Origin of the sequence: Virgibacillus sp. CM-4 (genome assembly GCF_000445495.1) — a bacterium.
Taxonomy (GTDB): domain Bacteria; phylum Bacillota; class Bacilli; order Bacillales; family Amphibacillaceae; genus Virgibacillus; species Virgibacillus salexigens.
Window position 1 is genome coordinate 1,391,153 of the sequence record NZ_AUQA01000002.1, and the last position, 18,193, is coordinate 1,409,345.

General features: G+C 39.1%; 17 protein-coding genes and 1 pseudogene. 8 read left to right on the plus strand and 10 right to left on the minus strand.

The genetic code is table 11. The features are described 5' to 3' along the window. Position 1 precedes the first annotated feature (1 nt). Positions 2-1,183: an alanine racemase gene (gene alr / locus M948_RS30040; protein WP_021290157.1), complete on the plus strand. Its 1,182-nt coding sequence runs from the start codon at positions 2-4 to the stop codon at positions 1,181-1,183. A gap of 198 nt (positions 1,184-1,381) precedes the next feature. On the opposite strand, the gene M948_RS30045 is transcribed toward alr, so the two are convergent. The 6 genes from M948_RS30045 to mqo all read right to left on the minus strand — a co-directional run bounded on the left by M948_RS30045 (position 1,382) and on the right by mqo (position 8,006). Beyond that, positions 1,382-2,398: an oxidoreductase gene (locus M948_RS30045; RefSeq protein WP_021290158.1), complete on the minus strand. Its 1,017-nt coding sequence runs from the start codon at positions 2,396-2,398 to the stop codon at positions 1,382-1,384. A 130-nt stretch (positions 2,399-2,528) separates the two neighbouring features. Beyond that, positions 2,529-3,440, minus strand: a complete 912-nt coding sequence (locus M948_RS30050; protein ID WP_021290159.1) for a PTS system mannose/fructose/sorbose family transporter subunit IID — start codon at positions 3,438-3,440, stop codon at positions 2,529-2,531. 17 nt (positions 3,441-3,457) lie between these two features. Then, entirely contained in the window at positions 3,458-4,258 is an 801-nt protein-coding gene (locus tag M948_RS30055; protein WP_286191272.1) for a PTS mannose/fructose/sorbose transporter subunit IIC, read from the minus strand. Positions 4,259-4,300: 42 nt separating this feature from the next. After that, the gene (locus M948_RS30060; protein ID WP_021290161.1) at positions 4,301-5,269 is read right to left on the minus strand and encodes a mannose/fructose/sorbose PTS transporter subunit IIA; all 969 of its coding nucleotides are present in this window, start codon (positions 5,267-5,269) and stop codon (positions 4,301-4,303) included. A 546-nt stretch (positions 5,270-5,815) separates the two neighbouring features. Continuing rightward, positions 5,816-6,190: a DUF956 family protein gene (locus M948_RS30065; protein WP_021290162.1), complete on the minus strand. Its 375-nt coding sequence runs from the start codon at positions 6,188-6,190 to the stop codon at positions 5,816-5,818. A 313-nt stretch (positions 6,191-6,503) separates the two neighbouring features. Further along, the gene (gene mqo, locus M948_RS30070; protein WP_021290163.1) at positions 6,504-8,006 is read right to left on the minus strand and encodes a malate dehydrogenase (quinone); all 1,503 of its coding nucleotides are present in this window, start codon (positions 8,004-8,006) and stop codon (positions 6,504-6,506) included. Between the two features lie 374 nt (positions 8,007-8,380). On the opposite strand from mqo, the gene M948_RS43990 reads away from it, so the two are divergent. From M948_RS43990 to M948_RS30080, 3 genes and pseudogenes are all read left to right on the plus strand, one after another. Beyond that, entirely contained in the window at positions 8,381-8,647 is a 267-nt protein-coding gene (locus M948_RS43990; protein WP_021290164.1) for a hypothetical protein, read from the plus strand. Between the two features lie 299 nt (positions 8,648-8,946). Further along, positions 8,947-9,126 (plus strand): hypothetical protein, encoded by a 180-nt coding sequence (locus M948_RS43995; protein ID WP_021290166.1) that lies wholly within the window; start codon positions 8,947-8,949, stop codon positions 9,124-9,126. Positions 9,127-9,153: 27 nt separating this feature from the next. Further along, positions 9,154-10,357: pseudogene (locus M948_RS30080) on the plus strand (XRE family transcriptional regulator). 149 nt (positions 10,358-10,506) lie between these two features. Here the strand turns inward: M948_RS30080 and M948_RS30085 are convergent. The 3 genes from M948_RS30085 to M948_RS30095 all read right to left on the minus strand — a co-directional run bounded on the left by M948_RS30085 (position 10,507) and on the right by M948_RS30095 (position 13,558). Next, positions 10,507-12,453 carry a DUF2075 domain-containing protein gene (locus M948_RS30085; protein WP_021290167.1) on the minus strand — a complete coding sequence of 649 codons (1,947 nt, stop codon included), beginning with the start codon at positions 12,451-12,453 and terminating at the stop codon, positions 10,507-10,509. Positions 12,454-12,648: 195 nt separating this feature from the next. Next, a complete protein-coding gene (rlmH, locus tag M948_RS30090; protein WP_021290168.1) occupies positions 12,649-13,128 on the minus strand; it encodes a 23S rRNA (pseudouridine(1915)-N(3))-methyltransferase RlmH in 480 nt (159 codons plus the stop codon). Positions 13,129-13,195: 67 nt separating this feature from the next. After that, on the minus strand, positions 13,196-13,558 hold the full coding sequence (locus tag M948_RS30095; protein WP_021290169.1) for a hypothetical protein: 363 nt from the start codon (positions 13,556-13,558) through the stop codon (positions 13,196-13,198). A 143-nt stretch (positions 13,559-13,701) separates the two neighbouring features. On the opposite strand from M948_RS30095, the gene M948_RS30100 reads away from it, so the two are divergent. The 3 genes from M948_RS30100 (at position 13,702) to M948_RS30110 (ending at position 15,786) form a co-directional block, all read left to right on the plus strand. Next, complete coding sequence (locus M948_RS30100) at positions 13,702-14,259, plus strand: PadR family transcriptional regulator (protein ID WP_021290170.1); 558 nt, start codon at positions 13,702-13,704, stop codon at positions 14,257-14,259. A 4-nt stretch (positions 14,260-14,263) separates the two neighbouring features. After that, positions 14,264-14,737, plus strand: a complete 474-nt coding sequence (locus tag M948_RS30105) for a DUF4188 domain-containing protein (RefSeq protein WP_021290171.1) — start codon at positions 14,264-14,266, stop codon at positions 14,735-14,737. 164 nt (positions 14,738-14,901) lie between these two features. Next, positions 14,902-15,786: a fructose bisphosphate aldolase gene (locus M948_RS30110; RefSeq protein ID WP_021290172.1), complete on the plus strand. Its 885-nt coding sequence runs from the start codon at positions 14,902-14,904 to the stop codon at positions 15,784-15,786. A 17-nt stretch (positions 15,787-15,803) separates the two neighbouring features. On the opposite strand, the gene M948_RS30115 is transcribed toward M948_RS30110, so the two are convergent. Beyond that, positions 15,804-16,805 carry an NAD(P)H-binding protein gene (locus tag M948_RS30115; RefSeq protein WP_021290173.1) on the minus strand — a complete coding sequence of 334 codons (1,002 nt, stop codon included), beginning with the start codon at positions 16,803-16,805 and terminating at the stop codon, positions 15,804-15,806. 281 nt (positions 16,806-17,086) lie between these two features. Here M948_RS30115 and guaC point away from each other — a divergent pair, with 281 nt between their 5' ends. After that, positions 17,087-18,070, plus strand: coding sequence for a GMP reductase (gene guaC, locus M948_RS30120; RefSeq protein WP_021290174.1), 984 nt, complete (start codon positions 17,087-17,089; stop codon positions 18,068-18,070). Positions 18,071-18,193 lie beyond the last annotated feature (123 nt).

Consider the following 18,193-nt stretch of genomic DNA (forward strand, 5'->3'; position numbering starts at 1 on the left):
AATGAAGCTTGGAAGTTATCGGGATACATGGGCAGAAGTTTCGTTAGATGCGCTTCACCATAATGTAATCGCCTTCAGAAGGCATATTGGCAACCAAACCAAACTGATGGCCGTCGTTAAGGCAGATGGCTATGGACACGGAGCCCTCGAAGTGGCAAACGAAGCGATGGCAGCCGGCGCTGACTACCTCGCTGTCGCTTTATTAGATGAAGCCATACAATTGCGAGAAGCAGGAATCGACTTCCCTATCCTCGTACTTGGATACACCCGTGCAGACGGCGTGAGAACAGCGATCGAAAACCATATTACCTTAACGGTTTTTACCGAAGAAGCAGCAACGAAAGTGAAGATGGAAGCAGAAACACTGCAAAAAACTGCACGCGTCCACTTGAAAATTGAAACTGGCATGAATCGAATTGGTGTGACCAGCAAAGAAGAAGCACTTCAAGTGGCCGAAGCAGCTACATCTGATTATGTCATGCTGGAAGGTGCTTTCACCCATTTTGCCGATGCAGATAATACCGATCCAACCTATACCGAAAAACAATTTCATCAATTTAGAAAGGTCGTTTCGTTTCTCAAGCAGCACCGTCATATACCAATTATTCACTGCTGTAATACGGCAGGAACAATAGCCTATCCAGACATGCATCTAGATATGGTACGTGTCGGCATTGGGCTCTATGGCTTATATCCGGAAGAACATCTGAAGGATATCATTAACTTAACCCAAGCCATGAGCTTCAAAACCAAACCCATCCATATCAAGACATTAGCTGCCGATGAACGAATTAGTTATGGACTAACCTATCAGACATCAAGGGAAAGCATCATTGCAACCATCCCCGTAGGCTATGCCGACGGCCTCTCCCGCCTATTATCCAATCACGGCAATGTAACTGTCCATGGAAAGCGCGCACCCATTGTCGGCAGAATTTGTATGGACCAATCGATGATGGATATTACCGACATTGGGGAAGTCGGATTGGGTGATGTGGTTACCATCTTCGGTGAACCTAGCGAGGGCTATGCCGCTATGGAAGAAGTTGCTGCTTTAATGGGAACCATCCATTATGAAACAGCCTGCCTGATAGGGAAACGCGTTCCTCGAGTATATGTGAAGAAGGGTGAGATTATAGAATATAGAGGTTTGGTTGAGGAAGGATTTATTGCTGGAGGTTGAACGGTGGTTTAGGTGTCAATTTTTAAACAAGGATAATCCATCATCCCCTATGAATTATCCTTGTTTTGTATATAACGTGAATATGTTCTTTGATAAAAAAGCAGCTGAATAGGCGTAACTTATTATTAGGGAACAAACAACGATTGCACTTGTACAGAATGTGGAAGTGCAATCGTTTTTGGGTTGGTTTCACCCGTTTTATTTTAAGTTTTTAACTCCCGTTTCTAATATCTCCATTTGCAGCAGTGTCTGCTCGTCGGTAATGGTTTTAGCTTTACCATTTATAATAGCTTCATATAAATCATCATATACGATTCCATAATCGCCATTTACGGATGCCACTTTTTCTTCGTGAATGGTACCTTCGGCATCGATATATGACAGTACACCATAATGTTTGATTGTATCTATACCAAAATCCTTATTATCAGGCATGTAAAATAGCTTTAAATGTTCTTCCTGACGATCTTTAGTTTCTTTTACAAAGCAGCCCTTTTTTCCATGAACGACGAAGCTTGGTCTTTCTTTCAGTCTAAAATAACTCGATTTCACAGATACTTTTAACGTGCCATAATATAAATCCAAATCAAAATAATCATTCATTCTTCCTTTTCCTAATAATTGCCTCACATCATAATGGATTTGATCCGGCTTACCAAAATAGCTGATGACCTGATCGAGGGTATGGCAGCCATGTCCATATAAGAATGATGAAGCTGGGTCAAAAGAATCGGCAGACTCAGGTACTTCGGGACGATAATAATCATAATGCATTTCCACTTCCAGAAGCTCTCCGACTTTCCCTTCCTCCATAACCTTTTGAACGGTTAAGAAATCACTGTCAAACCGTCGGTTTTGATACGCTTGGATAATCAACCCTTTCTCTTTGGCCAATGCAAATATTTCTTTTGCCTGTTCGGAGGTTTCCATAAACGGCTTTTCAACCAAACAGTGTTTATTATGTCCCAATACGAGTTTTGCATATTCATAATGGCTGTCATGCTTTGTGCACACCACGATGAGCTGAATGTCCTCGTCATGTAATAATTCATTTAAATCCGAAGTATAATTTACTCCTGCAATCCTCCCCCAGCTATCACGATCCGGATTTCTTCGATATATTGTTTTTACCTTTATGTTCTCTCTTTGCAGTACGAATGGCAGATGGTATCGATTCGTGCTTTTCCCATTGCCAATATAACCTATCGTCAGCATGGTCATCCTCCTAAATTCATTCTTCGTAAAAGTCTTGTATGAAAAAGCACCTCCTTAGGGTCTATCATACCAGGAGGTACTTCTCTATTTTATATGGATGTCTTAAAAAGATCTAGCTTGTCTATATTTCTTACATCAAGCCTATAGCGTGGAAGATGATACCAACCACGAACAATCCAAGAATCATAATGATTGGAGAAACTTTTTTCCTAAGCAGCCACATACAAAGAAGTGTGATTAACAATCCGGCTAAACCAGGAATTAAGCTATCTAAGTTGTCCTGTAAGGTCGTTACATCCGTCTGGGTCAGTGATCGACCTTCTTCTTGCTGAATCAGTGCGGTTCGAATCCCTTCTGCCCCAGCAGGCAAATTATCCCAATCTATATAAGCACCTTCGTCCAGTTGAACTTCAGATACCGTCGGAGCAAATGAGACAGCTACCCATCTATTTACTAGTGAACCGAGGATGAACATACCGAGTATCGAGGCGCCTTTGGTAATGTCCTGAAGTAATCCACCAGATAAGTCGTCGGTAATTTTGGAACCAGCTTTGTAACCAAGTTCTTGCGAATACCACATGAACCCCATACGAATAAGATTCCATAAAACAAAGTAAAGAATCGGGCCGAGGATGTTACCGGACATAGCAAGAGAAGCTGCTAATGCACCAAGGATTGGCTTAACCGTGAACCAGAAAGTGGGATCGCCGATACCTGCTAGAGGCCCCATCATACCGACTTTAACCCCTTGAATAGCCTTATCGTCAACCGGCGCACCATTCGAACGTTCTTCTTCAAGCGCTAACGTCACACCAAGAATCGGAGAAGCTACATATGGATGTGTATTAAAAAATTCTAAGTGACGCTGGAGTGCCGCTGCACGATCTTCTTTTCTTTTATATAATCTTTTGATGGCAGGAATCATCGAAAATGCCCAACCACCGTTTTGCATCCGTTCATAGTTCCAAGAACCTTGAATAAAAGTGGATCGCCACCAAATCGCAATGCGATCTCTTTTTGTTAATTTCAATTCTTTATCCATTTTTAGTCCCCCTCCTTTTAGTAGTTATCAATAATATCGCCTAACGGATCACCAGTGTTCCCATTTCCGCCATTACCCGAACCGCCTTGTTTCGTAAGCGCTATATAGATAAGGGCAAGAGCCAGACCGATAGCACCAAGACCCAATAGTGTGATAGATGGTATCGTCGCTAATACAAAACCAATTGCAAAGAATGGCCATACCTCTTTTGTAGCCATCATGTTAATAACCATTGCATAACCAACGGCTACTACCATTCCTCCACCAACTGCTAAACCATCTGTCAGCCAAGATGGCATGGACTGAAGTAACTCTCTAACCGGGCCTGCACCAATAGCCAAGATTAATGCAGCTGGGATGGCAATACGTAACCCCTGCATGCAAATAGCGGCAATATGCCATAGTTCTATTTTCCTGATGTTTCCCTCTTTGGCTGCGGCATCCATTAAATGTACCAATCCGGTTGCAATCGTTCGGACAATGATTGTCAATAATAGACCTGCAACTGCAAGCGGTACTGCAATCGCGATTGCAGAAGATACACCAGCTTCGCCCTGACCACCTAATACGAGAATAATAGCAGATGCAACAGAGGCCAACGCAGCATCTGGTGCTACAGCAGCTCCAATGTTTGCCCAGCCTAAAGCAATTAATTGTAAGGTACCACCTAAGACAAGGCATGGTACTATTTCTCCTGTAACTAAGCCGATTAACGTACAGGCAATGATCGGCTGATGGAAGTGGAATTCATCCAAGATTCCTTCTACACCAGCTAAGAATGCTACGATAACAATTAATATTATTTGAATAATCGTCAATTCCATAATGATGACTCATCCTCCTTCTTTTGATAATTAGGATTATTTCTGTTTGCTGAGCTCTGCTTGAGCCCTTTTGATAATTTCATCCATGTCACCTTGTGAATCGTTGGGAACTTTACGTACATCGAACTTCAAACCAGCTTCTTTTAGCTTAGTGAACGCATCGATATCCGCTTGACTAAAGGCTAACACCTTATTCGGTTGAACTTTACCAGGTGAGTGCGCCATTGATCCAACATTAATTGTCTCTAACGGAACGCCACCTTCAACTGCTCTAAGTACATCGTTTGGATTTTCAAAAAGAAGTAACGCGCGCTGTCCGCCAAAATGTTGATCATCCTTTGCCAGTTCGATCATTTTATTAATTGGAACAACATGTGCCTTTACACCCGAAGGAGCAGCCTGCTGAATCAATTTTTTCCGAAGCTCGTCCTTCGCGACTTCATCCGATACCACGATAATACGTGTAGGCAATGTATTCTTTGTCCAAGCAGTTGCTACTTGCCCATGAAGTAAACGAGAATCAATACGCGCTAACACATACTCAAATTTTCCTGGGGCACCTGTATTTACTGACTGATCAGCTGTTGCACCAGCATCTGCTGGTTCTAATTCTTCCGGTTTCACCTTAACCGCTTCTTTTGCTGTGCCCAAGATATGTGCAGCAATTTCGTGTGCGGTGTCCATGGAAAAGCGCGATGAATAAGTTTCGATCAACATTGCTAAGTTGACACCAGCAACGATTGCCCATTTATCTTCATGCGCTTCCATCAAGCCATTTGCTTGATTGAAAGGAGTTCCACCCCAAAGATCGACTAAGAATAATACTTCGTCTTGGTTGTCGAATGAGGCAATTGCTTCTTTCATTTTTACCTTTACATCATCGGGTCCTTCGCTCGGCATCAATGTAACAGCTTTTACATTTTCTTGTTCTCCAAAGATCATCGCTCCAGATTGCAAGATACCATTGGCAAATTCACCGTGGCTAGCAATGATAATTCCTACCATCTTCTTACCTCCTATTTTTATTGGTAAAGCTTACGTAGCAAACCCCTAAAGTATATTCCATCAGCTTATCTAAAGCGATTACACTCTCCTGAAAAAATTAAAAAAGGCATGAGTAAAAATAAGATCAAATGAAGGCAGGGGTATAGAAGGTCCCTTATGCTTCGTTTAATCAATACTTTCACTCATGCCTGATCGAATCAGTAACACGTAAAAATAATGGAGACAACTATATAATTTTATATTGAAAACGCTTTTATAAAACCACTAAAAATAAGCAAAAAACACTTTAAAGATCCCTGCAGAAATTATATCACAGCCGTCCCCCTGATTCAAGAGGTTATTTGACTATATCCGGTCCCCTTCCTGCCTAGGACCACTTAATCTTAACACAGATACCGTTTATTAACATTCATACCATACTTATCCCATACAATCGCCGGCTGCTCTTCTATCATTTTTATAAAATCATTGCGCAGCCGGCAATGCTCTGTTTCCTTCCGAACAACGCTTTGCTTTCGTACACATGAAAACCAGAAAAAACAGTTTCTATTCCTTTTTTAATTTACTCTTCACACTGCGTTTGATTACATCAAAGAAACCCAATGATTGGACCATATGATCGGGCTCAACGTATTCACGCATTGCCCGAAATACTTTTTTGGGATCTTTAGAAGAAAATGTAAATGTTCCATTCTGCTTCGTTTGGATCGCATAACGCGGGATCCATTTCCCTTTGAACAAGACGGAAGCGATTACGTAATCCACTTCTTCCCAAGGAATTTGAATAAACTTGCGCGTATCGCGTTTATTGAAGAACTCAAACCCTTTATCTCCAATCATAATCTGACCATAGTCTGAAACATTTATATGTGAAGTCGCATCTATTACTAAATCGACCTTTGTATTGATTGATTGAACCATTTGATATACTCCTTTTCTTCCGCTTACTAATTATTATACACGTTGAAACACTTTAAGCAAAAAATACTAGGGATAGAGAGGTCTGTTAACTGTGGACTTCTATTTAACAATCTGTATTCTATCAACTATTCGTTTATATCTAATGAATCTTTTATGAACAAGTTTTATTTTGACAAAGTAATTTCCTATGTAGATAATTTCAAACACATCCACCCACCAACCATCAAAAAGAACCTTTAATCTTAAAACAGATCAAGGTTCTGTGTTTATATTGTATTTGTTATCAGAATTTCAGAGTAAATCCTTGTTTCAGTTAACTATGCACCTTTTCTTTTGCACTAAGTCCAAGTATCTGTGCTGTTGAAGTATGAATTTCTTGAAGAAGCTCTGGGTTTTCCGCTAGTGAGACACCATAAGAAGGAATCATCTCTTTTATCTTCGGCTCCCAGTCTTTAACATGTTGAGGGAAACATTTTTCGATAACCTTGAGCATGACATGAGCCGCAGTAGATGCCCCCGGAGAAGCTCCTAGTAAAGCAGCTACCGAACCATCAGCAGAGCTGACAACTTCCGTACCAAATTGTAGTGTTCCTTTACCACCATTCTCCGTATCCTTGATAACTTGCACTCGTTGTCCTGCTACTACTATACCCCAGTCCTCACTTTTAGCATCCGGAATAAACGCTCGTAATTCTTCCATGCGCTTTTCTTTGGAAGATATCACTTGCTCACACAAATATTTAGTCAAGGAAGCATTTTTTACACCTGCCGCTGACATCGTCACGAGATTATCCGTTTTAACCGAGGTTAACAAATCTAGTATTGATCCCTTTTTCAAGAACTTCGGGGAAAAGCCTGCGAATGGTCCAAAAAGCAATGATTTTTCATGGTCGATAAATCTCGTATCAAGGTGAGGCATAGACATCGGTGGAGCTCCTACCTTAGCTTTACCATACACCTTTGCATGATGCTTTGCGATCACCTCTTGATTGTTACATACCATGAATAGTCCACTTACAGGGAAGCCACCAATATGCTTCGATTCAGGAATACCAGTTTTTTGCAGTAAATGCAGACTACCTCCGCCCCCGCCAATAAAAAGAAAATCGGTCGTATGGTACTCGATTTTCCCATTATCGATGTCACGGACTTTTACTTCCCATGAACCGTTACTCAACCGTTGAATGTCCTCAACAGTATGTTTGTAGTTTACTTCAACGTCTTGATGTTCTAAGTGATCAAACATTTTACGCGTTATTTCACCAAAATTGACATCTGTGCCAGAATCAATCTTTGTTGCTGCTATCGGCTGATCCGTTACCCTGTCTTTCATCATAAGTGGAATCCACTTCTTAAGTTGTTCTGGATCATCGGAAAACTCCATGTCCTGGAACAACGGATGATCTGACATAGTTTTGTAGCGCTTTCTTAAAAATTCTATGTTCTTCTGCCCTTGAACAAAACTCATGTGAGGCAAAGGCATAATAAAATCCTTTGGATTACGTATCAGATTGCTGTTTACGAGGTAAGACCAAAATTGTTTTGAAACCTGGAACTGCTCGTTTACTTTGATTGCTTTTGTCATATCTATCGAGCCATCAGGTTTTTCATACGTATAGTTCAGCTCACACAATGCAGCATGACCAGTACCTGCATTATTCCAAACATTTGAACTCTCTTCTCCTGCTCTTTCCAGTTTTTCAAAAACCCTGATGTTCCATTCTGGTACCAATTCTTTTAACAACGACCCTAACGTTGCACTCATGATACCTGCACCAATTAACATTACATCTGTTTTCGTATAGTTTTTGCTCATTCCTATCCATTCTCCCTGTTTTCAACAGAAAAGATGTAATCGCTCTTGTTGAACTTTCCCCTAGACAAGACTTATCTCGTTAAACATCTTTCCCAGAAATATTTAACCCACTCTCTAGCTTACCACTGTTAAACAAATATTTAAATTTTATTTGATAAAGAGGAGGTAATAACTGGACAGAACGAATAAAACTATGAAACGGAGTAAATCAAAACTACTACAGTTACGATGGTAGCCCCAAATTTTATACTTACTTATCTTTAAAAAATTATAAATTCATCATCAAAACTTTAAAAAAAATAAAATAAATCACACCTTATTCACTCTATTTGAGGTAAAATGAAACTAAGAAAAATTTTAAGGAAGTGGTAGATATGGAACAATTCAAATTTGATCCCAAAGATGGCGAAACAATTGTTCATGCTATAGTTGAGGGTTATCGTGATTATATTGACCACCGTAAAAATCGTAACGCAAATATGAAAATTAGTTCTGCTTTTGCCTGGACGAAAGGAAATTTTATAGAGAGCAAAATTGCAGAGTTCAGTCCAGAGTTAAATTTATCTTATAAAATTGCTAAAGCAGGACTAACGTGGGACTATTTACAATTATTCAAGATGATAAGAAGAAAATTTTTCTGATTAAAAATGCTGCCTATTTTAATGAAAATAGCTTCTCACAAGCAATATTACCTCATAAAAAATGCAAGAGCCATCGTAGAACATATCTCCATGAACTTTCTAAAATAAATCAAGGAATTCCATCTACATCTACTCCTGAGAACCAACAAATCTATGAACAAGGTGAACAACTTTCGTTATTTGTACCCATAGAACAAGTTAGCGACGAGCTTCAATGATTTCAATCTACGTATGATGAATTTCATATTCTTACTTACAAGATTGATGAAGCTTCGCAAATCTCGGAAGTTATGCATTACTTGCCAAATCCAGAGAATAATATCGCCTATAAGATTGAAGATCTTTCAGCCTATATATATGGTGCAGAACTAACTGATGAGGAACGTGCAGTTATAGCACCAGAACAAAAGGATGGTATAATTGATCCTGCAGCTTTCGATATTGGTATCTTTGAGGAAGAGGATAAAGAAAGTAATTAGACCTTTATTAAAATAAGGGGGAGCATTATGTTTATCGGTGAAAATTTAACTAATCTTCGAATCATGCATAGTTATTCACGCAAACAGCTCTCTGAAATGTTAAATGTAACAGAACAGGCAGTATGGCAATATGAGAATAATTATACATCACCTAAAATGCAAGTTGTGAATGATTTAAAATCAATTTTTAATGTAAAAAGTAAATATTTTTATAAAAAGGACGCTCTAAAGCGTTTCTTTGAACCAGAAAACATTCCCATTATGAATATTGCATATCGTTCAAAGATCATGCATGTTATTTCTAAAACTCAATCAGAAGCAAAGCACGTCGAATATTTAGACAGTTTCGTCAACTATTTAATAGCTAATTTAAGTCTTCCAACACAAAAAAGTATTCAATTAAGAGATGAAGTTATTAATTACTTAAATACCTCTAATGATGATAGGAAGATACAAATCCATAAAATTGCCAAGCTGGCACGGAATAGAATTGGCCTTCGAGATGACACCAATGATAATCTTTTGTTTTCAATAGAAAAAAGTGGTATTTTTATTTTTGAAAAACCAATTGGTGATGAAGTTGATGCTTATAGTTTATGGTCTAGACAAGATCGACCATATATTATATTGGGTAATATAAAACGTTCAGCGGTTCGTAGAAATTTCGATATAGCTCATGAACTCGGTCATTTGTTACTTCACTACAAAGTTGAATTTACTAATTTAGATCGTAAAGAACATAAAGAACTCGAACGCGAGGCGAATCAGTTTGCAGGTGCGTTTCTCTTACCAGAAGAATCATTTTTAGAGGATATGGAATCTATACATCATGTGACAAACCCTGATGCATATATCGATTTAAAAAAAGAAATGGAAAGCATCCTTACAAGTTTTAGGATATCGGGCAGCTAACTTAGACATATTAGATTCAAAAAAGCATCGTAATTTTTATGCTGCTCTACATCGAAAAGGTTATTTAAAAAGAGAACCACTAGATGAAATGATACCAATACAAAAACCCCAAAAAATAAAATCGATTATTGATTTTGTTGATAAAAGGGGAATGATTGATATCCGCAAAATGGTTGAACAGGATTGGATGGTAGAAACACCTTTTTTCCACAGAGTTACGGGAATTGACTTAAGCTTTTTTGATCGTTACATGATTAGTGAACAAGATTTTGAGCTAGATAATGTCACTAACTTATCAATGAATATAAATAGCAATTAATACACGAGGTAAAACCTTAATACATAGGGTTTACCTCGTTTCCTTGCACCAAGATATAAACTTTTTGATGTACCCATAAACCTCTCTTATCATAGCGATTTCATGTGAATAAAATTTATCGTTTTTATCTTATATTAAAGCTCCCTTTATTAATCTGTATATCTCTCTCCATCCTCTGCCACTTGTATTTCCCCCCCAAAGAATTCATTTGCATTGTACTCAACAACTTTTTCCAATCTACATTGCAAATAGCTCGCTAATTTCTGATCTGTACAATAAACAAAACAGCCTTTCTGGCCACGTGTTAATAGGGTACGATATGTGTTGCGAATAATATCATCAGCTATTTTTGCCGCTTCTTCAGGTTTTTCTTTTATCATCTTTTTAATACCAAATAGTGATCTATCAGACTTTGCTCGTTTCGTATAGTCTGTATGCATCTTACCATCTTTGTAAAATAAATCATCACCAATAATAACTCCGGCGTAATCAAACTCCAGACCTTGCGATGTATGGATACAACCTGCTTCATTTACCGATTCATCATCTATAGCCCACGTTAATGTATTGTCTAGATTCCAGCTGATTCCAAAATCTTTTTCAGGAATAACAATATCAGGGGTATCTGATTTGGTTCTTGTTTCCTTTGGCCACTCCCAACAATATCCTGCAAGCATTCTTGCTTTGTTTTTATCTTTATTTAGCTGCCGAATACTTTCTAGGAGATCATTGGGGTCGTCGAACACACGGAAGTCATAATCTTTTCCTATAAAGTTTGTATTCGCAGTATGTTTAATCTGTAATACATCATCAATCCATGCTAAATAACCATTAGAGCCATTACATCTAAATTGAGACTCCAATTCTAACTGGTGTACTTCTCCATTGTTTTCAGCCGTGTATTTTTTAATTAAATCAATACTGCCAACATCTTTGAGAGTCACTCTCTGGTGTTCATCAATAAAGAAAATCGTCATATTGGCTGCATTAATAAGTTCCTTGACTTGGTTTTCACCTAAGTTCTGGAACATCCCGGACTTTTCATTTAGCCGATGTGCTTCATCTACTATTAATACATCAAATTCATTACTCGGTGCATCAACATAGCTTCCTGATCCTTTAAACAAGTTATCTATCTGGGTCTTCTTAAAGTTCTTTTTAAGTTTCGTAGCATAAATGTTACGTGGGGCAGAATTTTTTGTTACATATTGAGCTACCATACTTTTTTTAGTTAATTCAACTAATAGATTTATTGCTAGAACAGACTTTCCAGTTCCCGGACCGCCTTCTACAATAAGCACCTGCTTTGTATTTGTTCGTTTAGCTTCATTTGCTAACCTTAAGGCTTCTTCGAAAACAACTTTTTGCTCATCAATCATTACAAACTCATCATTTCCTTGCAGCATCGAATTCAAAGCATCTTGCAATGATTTTGATGGACGTATCTTTCCTTTCTCAATTTTATAGAGCGTTTCCTTATTATCGCCATATTTAATATGTCTTTTTATAAAATCTCGAAGTTTCTTTGCGTCTCCTTTTGCAAAAACCGGAGACTGATCTATGTAATATTGATAAATATCATCTGTTAACGGGTCAGAAGCACCATTTACTATATAGTTATGTAAGTAGGCACAAGGATAAATATCAATTTCATCCTGTTGTACTGTGGCATTGTAATCTTTAATTAACGATCCATAAGACCACGCCTGATAAGAAGGATGGGTTGTTTCAGCAAGCCCATGATTAAACCTAGTCTTGACAATGGCTTCTTTTCCCTGAACCTTTTCAACTTTATCCCATTGTTTCAGCTCCACTACAACAACTGATTCTTCTTTATCTCTTTTTCCAGTAATCAAAAAATCTACCCTCTTAGAGGAATAAGGAACTTTATATTCAATAGCAACCCCGGCATTATCTGGTATTTCAGCATCCATTAAGACACGATACATATACTGCATGGAATTATCCCATGATCGAACCTCGCTCTTATTCACCGTACCTATTTTAGACTGGAAATTGTTGATGATGTTATTCGTTAATTCGTCATGAAAAACATCTTCCAAAAATTCGGACTTTACAGCTTCATAAACTAGCATTACTACCCCTCATTTTTTCTCTGTATGTAAAAATTATATGTGACTATAACCCTATTTTATCAGATATTTAACTAGGTATCACCAATAATTCCCATTATGAAAACATTGAAATTCTATAGTTTTAAAAATTATATTAAGATTTTAAAGTCTAATTTAAACTAAATAATGGTTTTATATAAAGTTGTTAACTTCTATCTACTTATGGTACGGTTCCCCTCTATTAATACGAAACCCGCGATACACCTGCTCCAATAACACCAACCGCATCAACTGATGAGGGAATGTCATTTTTGAGAATGACAAAGCCAAGTCACTCCGCTTCTGAACCTCATCACTGATCCCTAACGACCCACCAATGACAAAGGCAATTTTACTTTTACCGTATGTAGCTAGTTCATCCATTTTCTTAGCGAGCTGTTCGGAGCTTAGCATTTTGCCATTGATCTCAAGCGTGATGACATACGTGTCCTGCGAAAGATGGGATAGGATGCGTTCGCCTTCCTTCTGTTTTACTTCCTGCATTTCTGCTTCGCTCATATTCTCTGGTGCTTTTTCATCTGCTACTTCTATTATCGACACTTTGGCGTAAGCGTTTAATCGTTTCAAGTATTCATCGATGCCCTGCTTTAAGTATTTTTCTTTTAGTTTTCCGACCGAGACAATCGTAATTTTCATCGTAATTAACTTCCTTTATCGATTTTTTCTATTCCTTAGTTTAGCATATCCCCACGCAATCAGATTTCTATAACTGGTTCACGCTAACCATGAACCAAACAACTAGATATAGTGCTAGCGTACAAACAAGGCTGATACTGAATAACACCCTTGTTGTCCGTTTGGAAAGACGCTGCATTCGTTTTCCTTTATACCAGCCGGAGAATTGATACTTATTGCGATAGAGAATATAGATGAACCCAAGTATTCCTAGTGCTTGTAGACAACGAAGGAAGAACAAATAGCTATTGCTTTCAATCAGTGCTTGATAATTTATATTGGTCGTATCTTCAAAAAAAGCAGTTACAACCAAACTCGCTAATATAAACAAGAAAACCGTGATTACAAGCACACGCACAGTCTCCAATATGGCTGACAGCATAACCTTCATCCCGCGCACCCCCTTATTTCCCTCACTATACCAAAACATCTACCCATTTTGTATAAATTTTTCCAAATAGAGCTTGCTGCCTCCGCATTTTTCTTGTTTTATATATCTAAAAGATACATATCACATTGATAGGGTGATCACAATTGACGAAAACCTACAACCACACTACCTATGCTTTACTTGGCATTTTAACAACAGATTGCCGTACAGGATACGAAATTAAACAACTGATCGATCAGAGCTTAAATCATTTTTGGAAGATCAGCTACGGACAAATTTATCCGACCTTAAAAAAGCTTGTCCAAGCTGGACTCGCAACGGTTGAAACGACAGCACAGGATGGGAAGCCGGACCGAAAAGAATACTTTCTCACTGCCAAAGGGAAAGAAGCATTACAAACCTGGCTAGAACAGCCGATGAAGCAAATTCCCACGGAACGAAACGAAGTTATCTTAAAGCTTTTCTTCAGCCGGCACCAGCGAACCGAACCAACCTTAGCACTGCTTCAAGATTACAAGCAGCAATTACAGGAGCGCTATGCCACGTATCAATCGATTGAAGCGTTGATTACGCAAAGCTATAAGCAAAGTCAAGATGCCTCTTATTGGCTGTACACCTTAGATTATGGAAAGCGGGTTACGAAAGCCACCATCGACTGGTGTGATGTCACATTGGCAGATATCCAAACAGAAAAGGAATAGGAACATGGGTAAACACATTTATCAAGGTCGGTATACAGCAGCAAACGATGAGGATATCGTCGTATTTCTAATTGGTATGCGGATTAATCATCAGCTTGCCGTTCACAAATGGCTGCCTGTCTTTATGGCGATGCCTGGCATGATCAAAGAACTGTATACCGAGAAAGAGCGGTTAGGATTTTTATCGACAGAGATGTACTTTGGTTTACGAACGACCGTGATGATTCAATACTGGCGCTCCAAGGATGATTTACTGGCGTATGCCAAGGGTGCCAAGCATCTTACTGCTTGGAAAAATTTCAATCAAAAAGTCGGCAGCAGCAAAGCGGTTGGCATATATCATGAGACGTATCTATTGGAGCAGGGTAATTATGAATCGGTGTATGGAAATATGCCGTTATATGGGCTTGCTAAAGCAAAAGGACATATACCGATCACGAAGGAAATCATGACTGCTAAAAAACGACTAAAAGCTTAGATTAACCTAACCACATCTAGAACAATACCTCGTTCGATTCTTGTAGAATCCTCATACACGCATTACTATAATCGAATCTTTATTCATGCTAAAATGAAAATAGAAGGGTTGGTTCCCATACTGTGCTCAAAACTGGGTACAACTAATGTAAAGGAGTGAGAATGATGAATCAACAACAATTCGAAAAAATGAAGAACGGCAAAGGATTTATCGCAGCACTGGACCAGAGTGGTGGCAGTACGCCAAAAGCATTGGCCGCTTATGGGATTGGTGAGGATGCCTATACAAACGAAAAAGAAATGTTTGATTTAGTACACGACATGCGTACAAGAATCATTACCTCTCCTTCGTTTGATCCGGACTCGATTTTAGGTGCGATCCTTTTTGAACAAACGATGGATAGCAAGATAGAAGGCCTATACACGGCAGATTACTTAGCGGAAAAGAAAGGGATTGTCCCATTTCTGAAAGTCGATAAGGGACTTGCAGACGAGAGCAATGGCGTACAGCTTATGAAGCCAATCAATGATTTAGACGAGACACTGCGCCGTGCGAATGAGCGCCATATTTTCGGTACGAAAATGCGTTCGGTGATTAAAAAAGCAAATCCGGAAGCGATCAAAGAAGTCGTTGACCAGCAATTTGAAATCGGCAAACAAATCCTTGCTGCTGGCTTAGTACCAATTATCGAACCAGAAGTAGATATTAACAGCTCGGAAAAAGAACAATGTGAAGAAATTTTAAAGGCAGAGATTCTTAACCAGCTGGATCAATTAAATGAAGATCAAAACGTCATGTTAAAATTATCGATTCCAACGCAGAAAAACTTCTATAAAGAGCTAATCAATCATCCAAGAGTGGTGCGTGTTGTCGCTCTTTCTGGTGGTTACTCTACAGAAGTAGCGAATGAGAAGCTAAAAGAAAACGATGGCCTGATTGCCAGCTTCTCCAGAGCACTTAGCCAAGACTTAAACGTCAATCAATCCGACGAAGAATTCAACGATACACTAAACAGAGCCGTACAATCGATTTACGAAGCTTCAGTTTAACAAAAGAAAGGGCTGAATCATGAGCTATGATTCAGCCCCTTTTCCTTTTCCGGGAACTTCCCATGCATCAACTCTCGTTTACCCAGCTGCTTCATATGCCGCTGAAAGCAAGCCATGACAAAGCGATGCATAATTGCTTGCGTATAGCGATAAACAAACCATGGCAGCGCTGGGACGTAATCATGGATGGCAATAATCGCCTCATTCGATGCTGGGATTTTGCGAAATTCCATTCTTCCTCTATGATGCTGCTTCTTATCTGTCAAAAGCCCATCCGTTATATCATACAATGCCTGATCAGCAGTACTTCGCTCTGGAGAGTACGTTAATTCCAATAATGGACATTGCGGACGAAGGAAACCGATCGTACAATGCAACTTCTCATCGATCTCTGTTCGCACCCATGGCCGGAGAAAAGCTTGTAACCACCTGACATAATACTTGGCAATCGCATGAGCACTGTTGCCTGCTGGGACAATAATACGCTGCACCGAGCGAACGTCCTGCTTCAATGGCATATCTTTGGTTACAAACAGATGCTGTTCCGGCTTTTCTGCCACTAGACCCGTTCGTACGGCGGTGACAGGCGTGCCATATGCACGTAATATCCGTTCCACTTCCAATCTGCTCTTTAAATGGGAAGAAAGCTTCCTTGCAGAATTTGGCATCGGCCCGGTTAAGCAGATGACTTTCTTCACCCCCTGCGTTTTGGCAGCTTGGGCAAAATTATCTGACAAGATGGCATTCCTATCTGCCACATTTCCTTGGGTAAGTTTTGCAGAAGGCTTCAAGGCTTGCGCCAAATAAACTGCTATATCGGCACCCTCCACTGCTTTCTCTGTGTCTTTTATGGAAAATAGATCACAGGAACGCCAGGTGATGTCTTCTGTATCCTGATAATGATCGCCATTACGGGACAGGCCAATCACATGAACCTTCCCCTTTAGCTTTCTTCGTACATGTTGTCCAATATAGCCGCTCGCTCCAGCAATGGCAACCACCGGTTTCGTTTGTTTCATCTCCGCACTTCCTTTTCTCTCCGTTGCTATGATTTATCTTCTAATCTATCGGATTCAGCTACTATTTTCACGTATTTCTTCTTAATCTCAATGATCTACTCTATCACCCAGCAAGCAACACTTACGCTTCATTCTAATAGATCTGACAAGTAAGATTCAATAACTTTTCTCCCTTTTTAAGCCTTTTCATTTTGACTTATTCGCAAAAATGATGTACATTACTAATAGACGAACATTATTTTTGTTATGTTTGATATCATTCGGATTTTGGGGTGTATAACATGGAGAATGTATTTGATTATGAAGATATTCAATTAATTCCTGCAAAATGTATGGTTTCTAGCCGTTCACAATGTGATACAACTGTTACATTAGGTGGCAACACCTTTAAATTACCAGTCGTACCTGCCAATATGCAGACGATTATAGATGAAAAGATTGCTACGTTTTTAGCAGAACATGGTTACTTTTATATCATGCATCGTTTTGAACCAGAAAAACGTATCGACTTTATTAAAGATATGCATGCACGCGATTTAATTGCATCGATTAGTGTTGGGGTAAAAGGAGAAGAATATGATTTTGTTAAACAATTGGCTGAAGCGCAGTTAATACCGGAATATATTACGATCGATATCGCACACGGACATTCCGACGCGGTAATCAAGATGATTCGTCACATTAAGCAGTACCTTCCTGCTAGCTTTGTAATTGCTGGAAATGTTGGGACGCCAGAAGCTGTAAGGGAATTAGAAAATGCTGGCGCAGACGCGACTAAAGTTGGAATTGGACCAGGAAAAGTATGTATTACGAAGATTAAAACAGGCTTTGGAACAGGCGGATGGCAATTAGCAGCACTTCGCTGGTGTGCGAAAGCCGCAACCAAGCCGATTATCGCTGATGGTGGAATTCGTACACATGGTGACATTGCCAAATCGATCCGTTTCGGTGCTTCGATGGTTATGATTGGTTCGCTATTTGCTGGACACGAGGAATCCCCAGGGGTGACCATTGAAAAAGATGGCAAGCTGCTTAAAGAGTATTTCGGTTCTGCTTCTGAATTCCAAAAAGGCGAAAAGAAGAATGTAGAGGGCAAGAAAATGCTCGTGGAGCATAAAGGTTCCTTAGCTGATACGTTAAATGAAATGCAGCAAGACTTGCAATCTTCTATTTCTTATGCTGGCGGCAATAAACTTGATGCGATCCGTACCGTAGATTATGTCGTTGTGAAGAATTCCATTTTTAATGGCGATAAAGTTTATTAAACATTTCTTTACTAAATCAAGGCTTCAGCAAACATATTGCTGGAGTCCTTTTCTTTTTCAGAATTCTGTTATAGAACTTCACGCCTGCTTGATTTATAATGAGGAAAACAACGATTTAGGAGG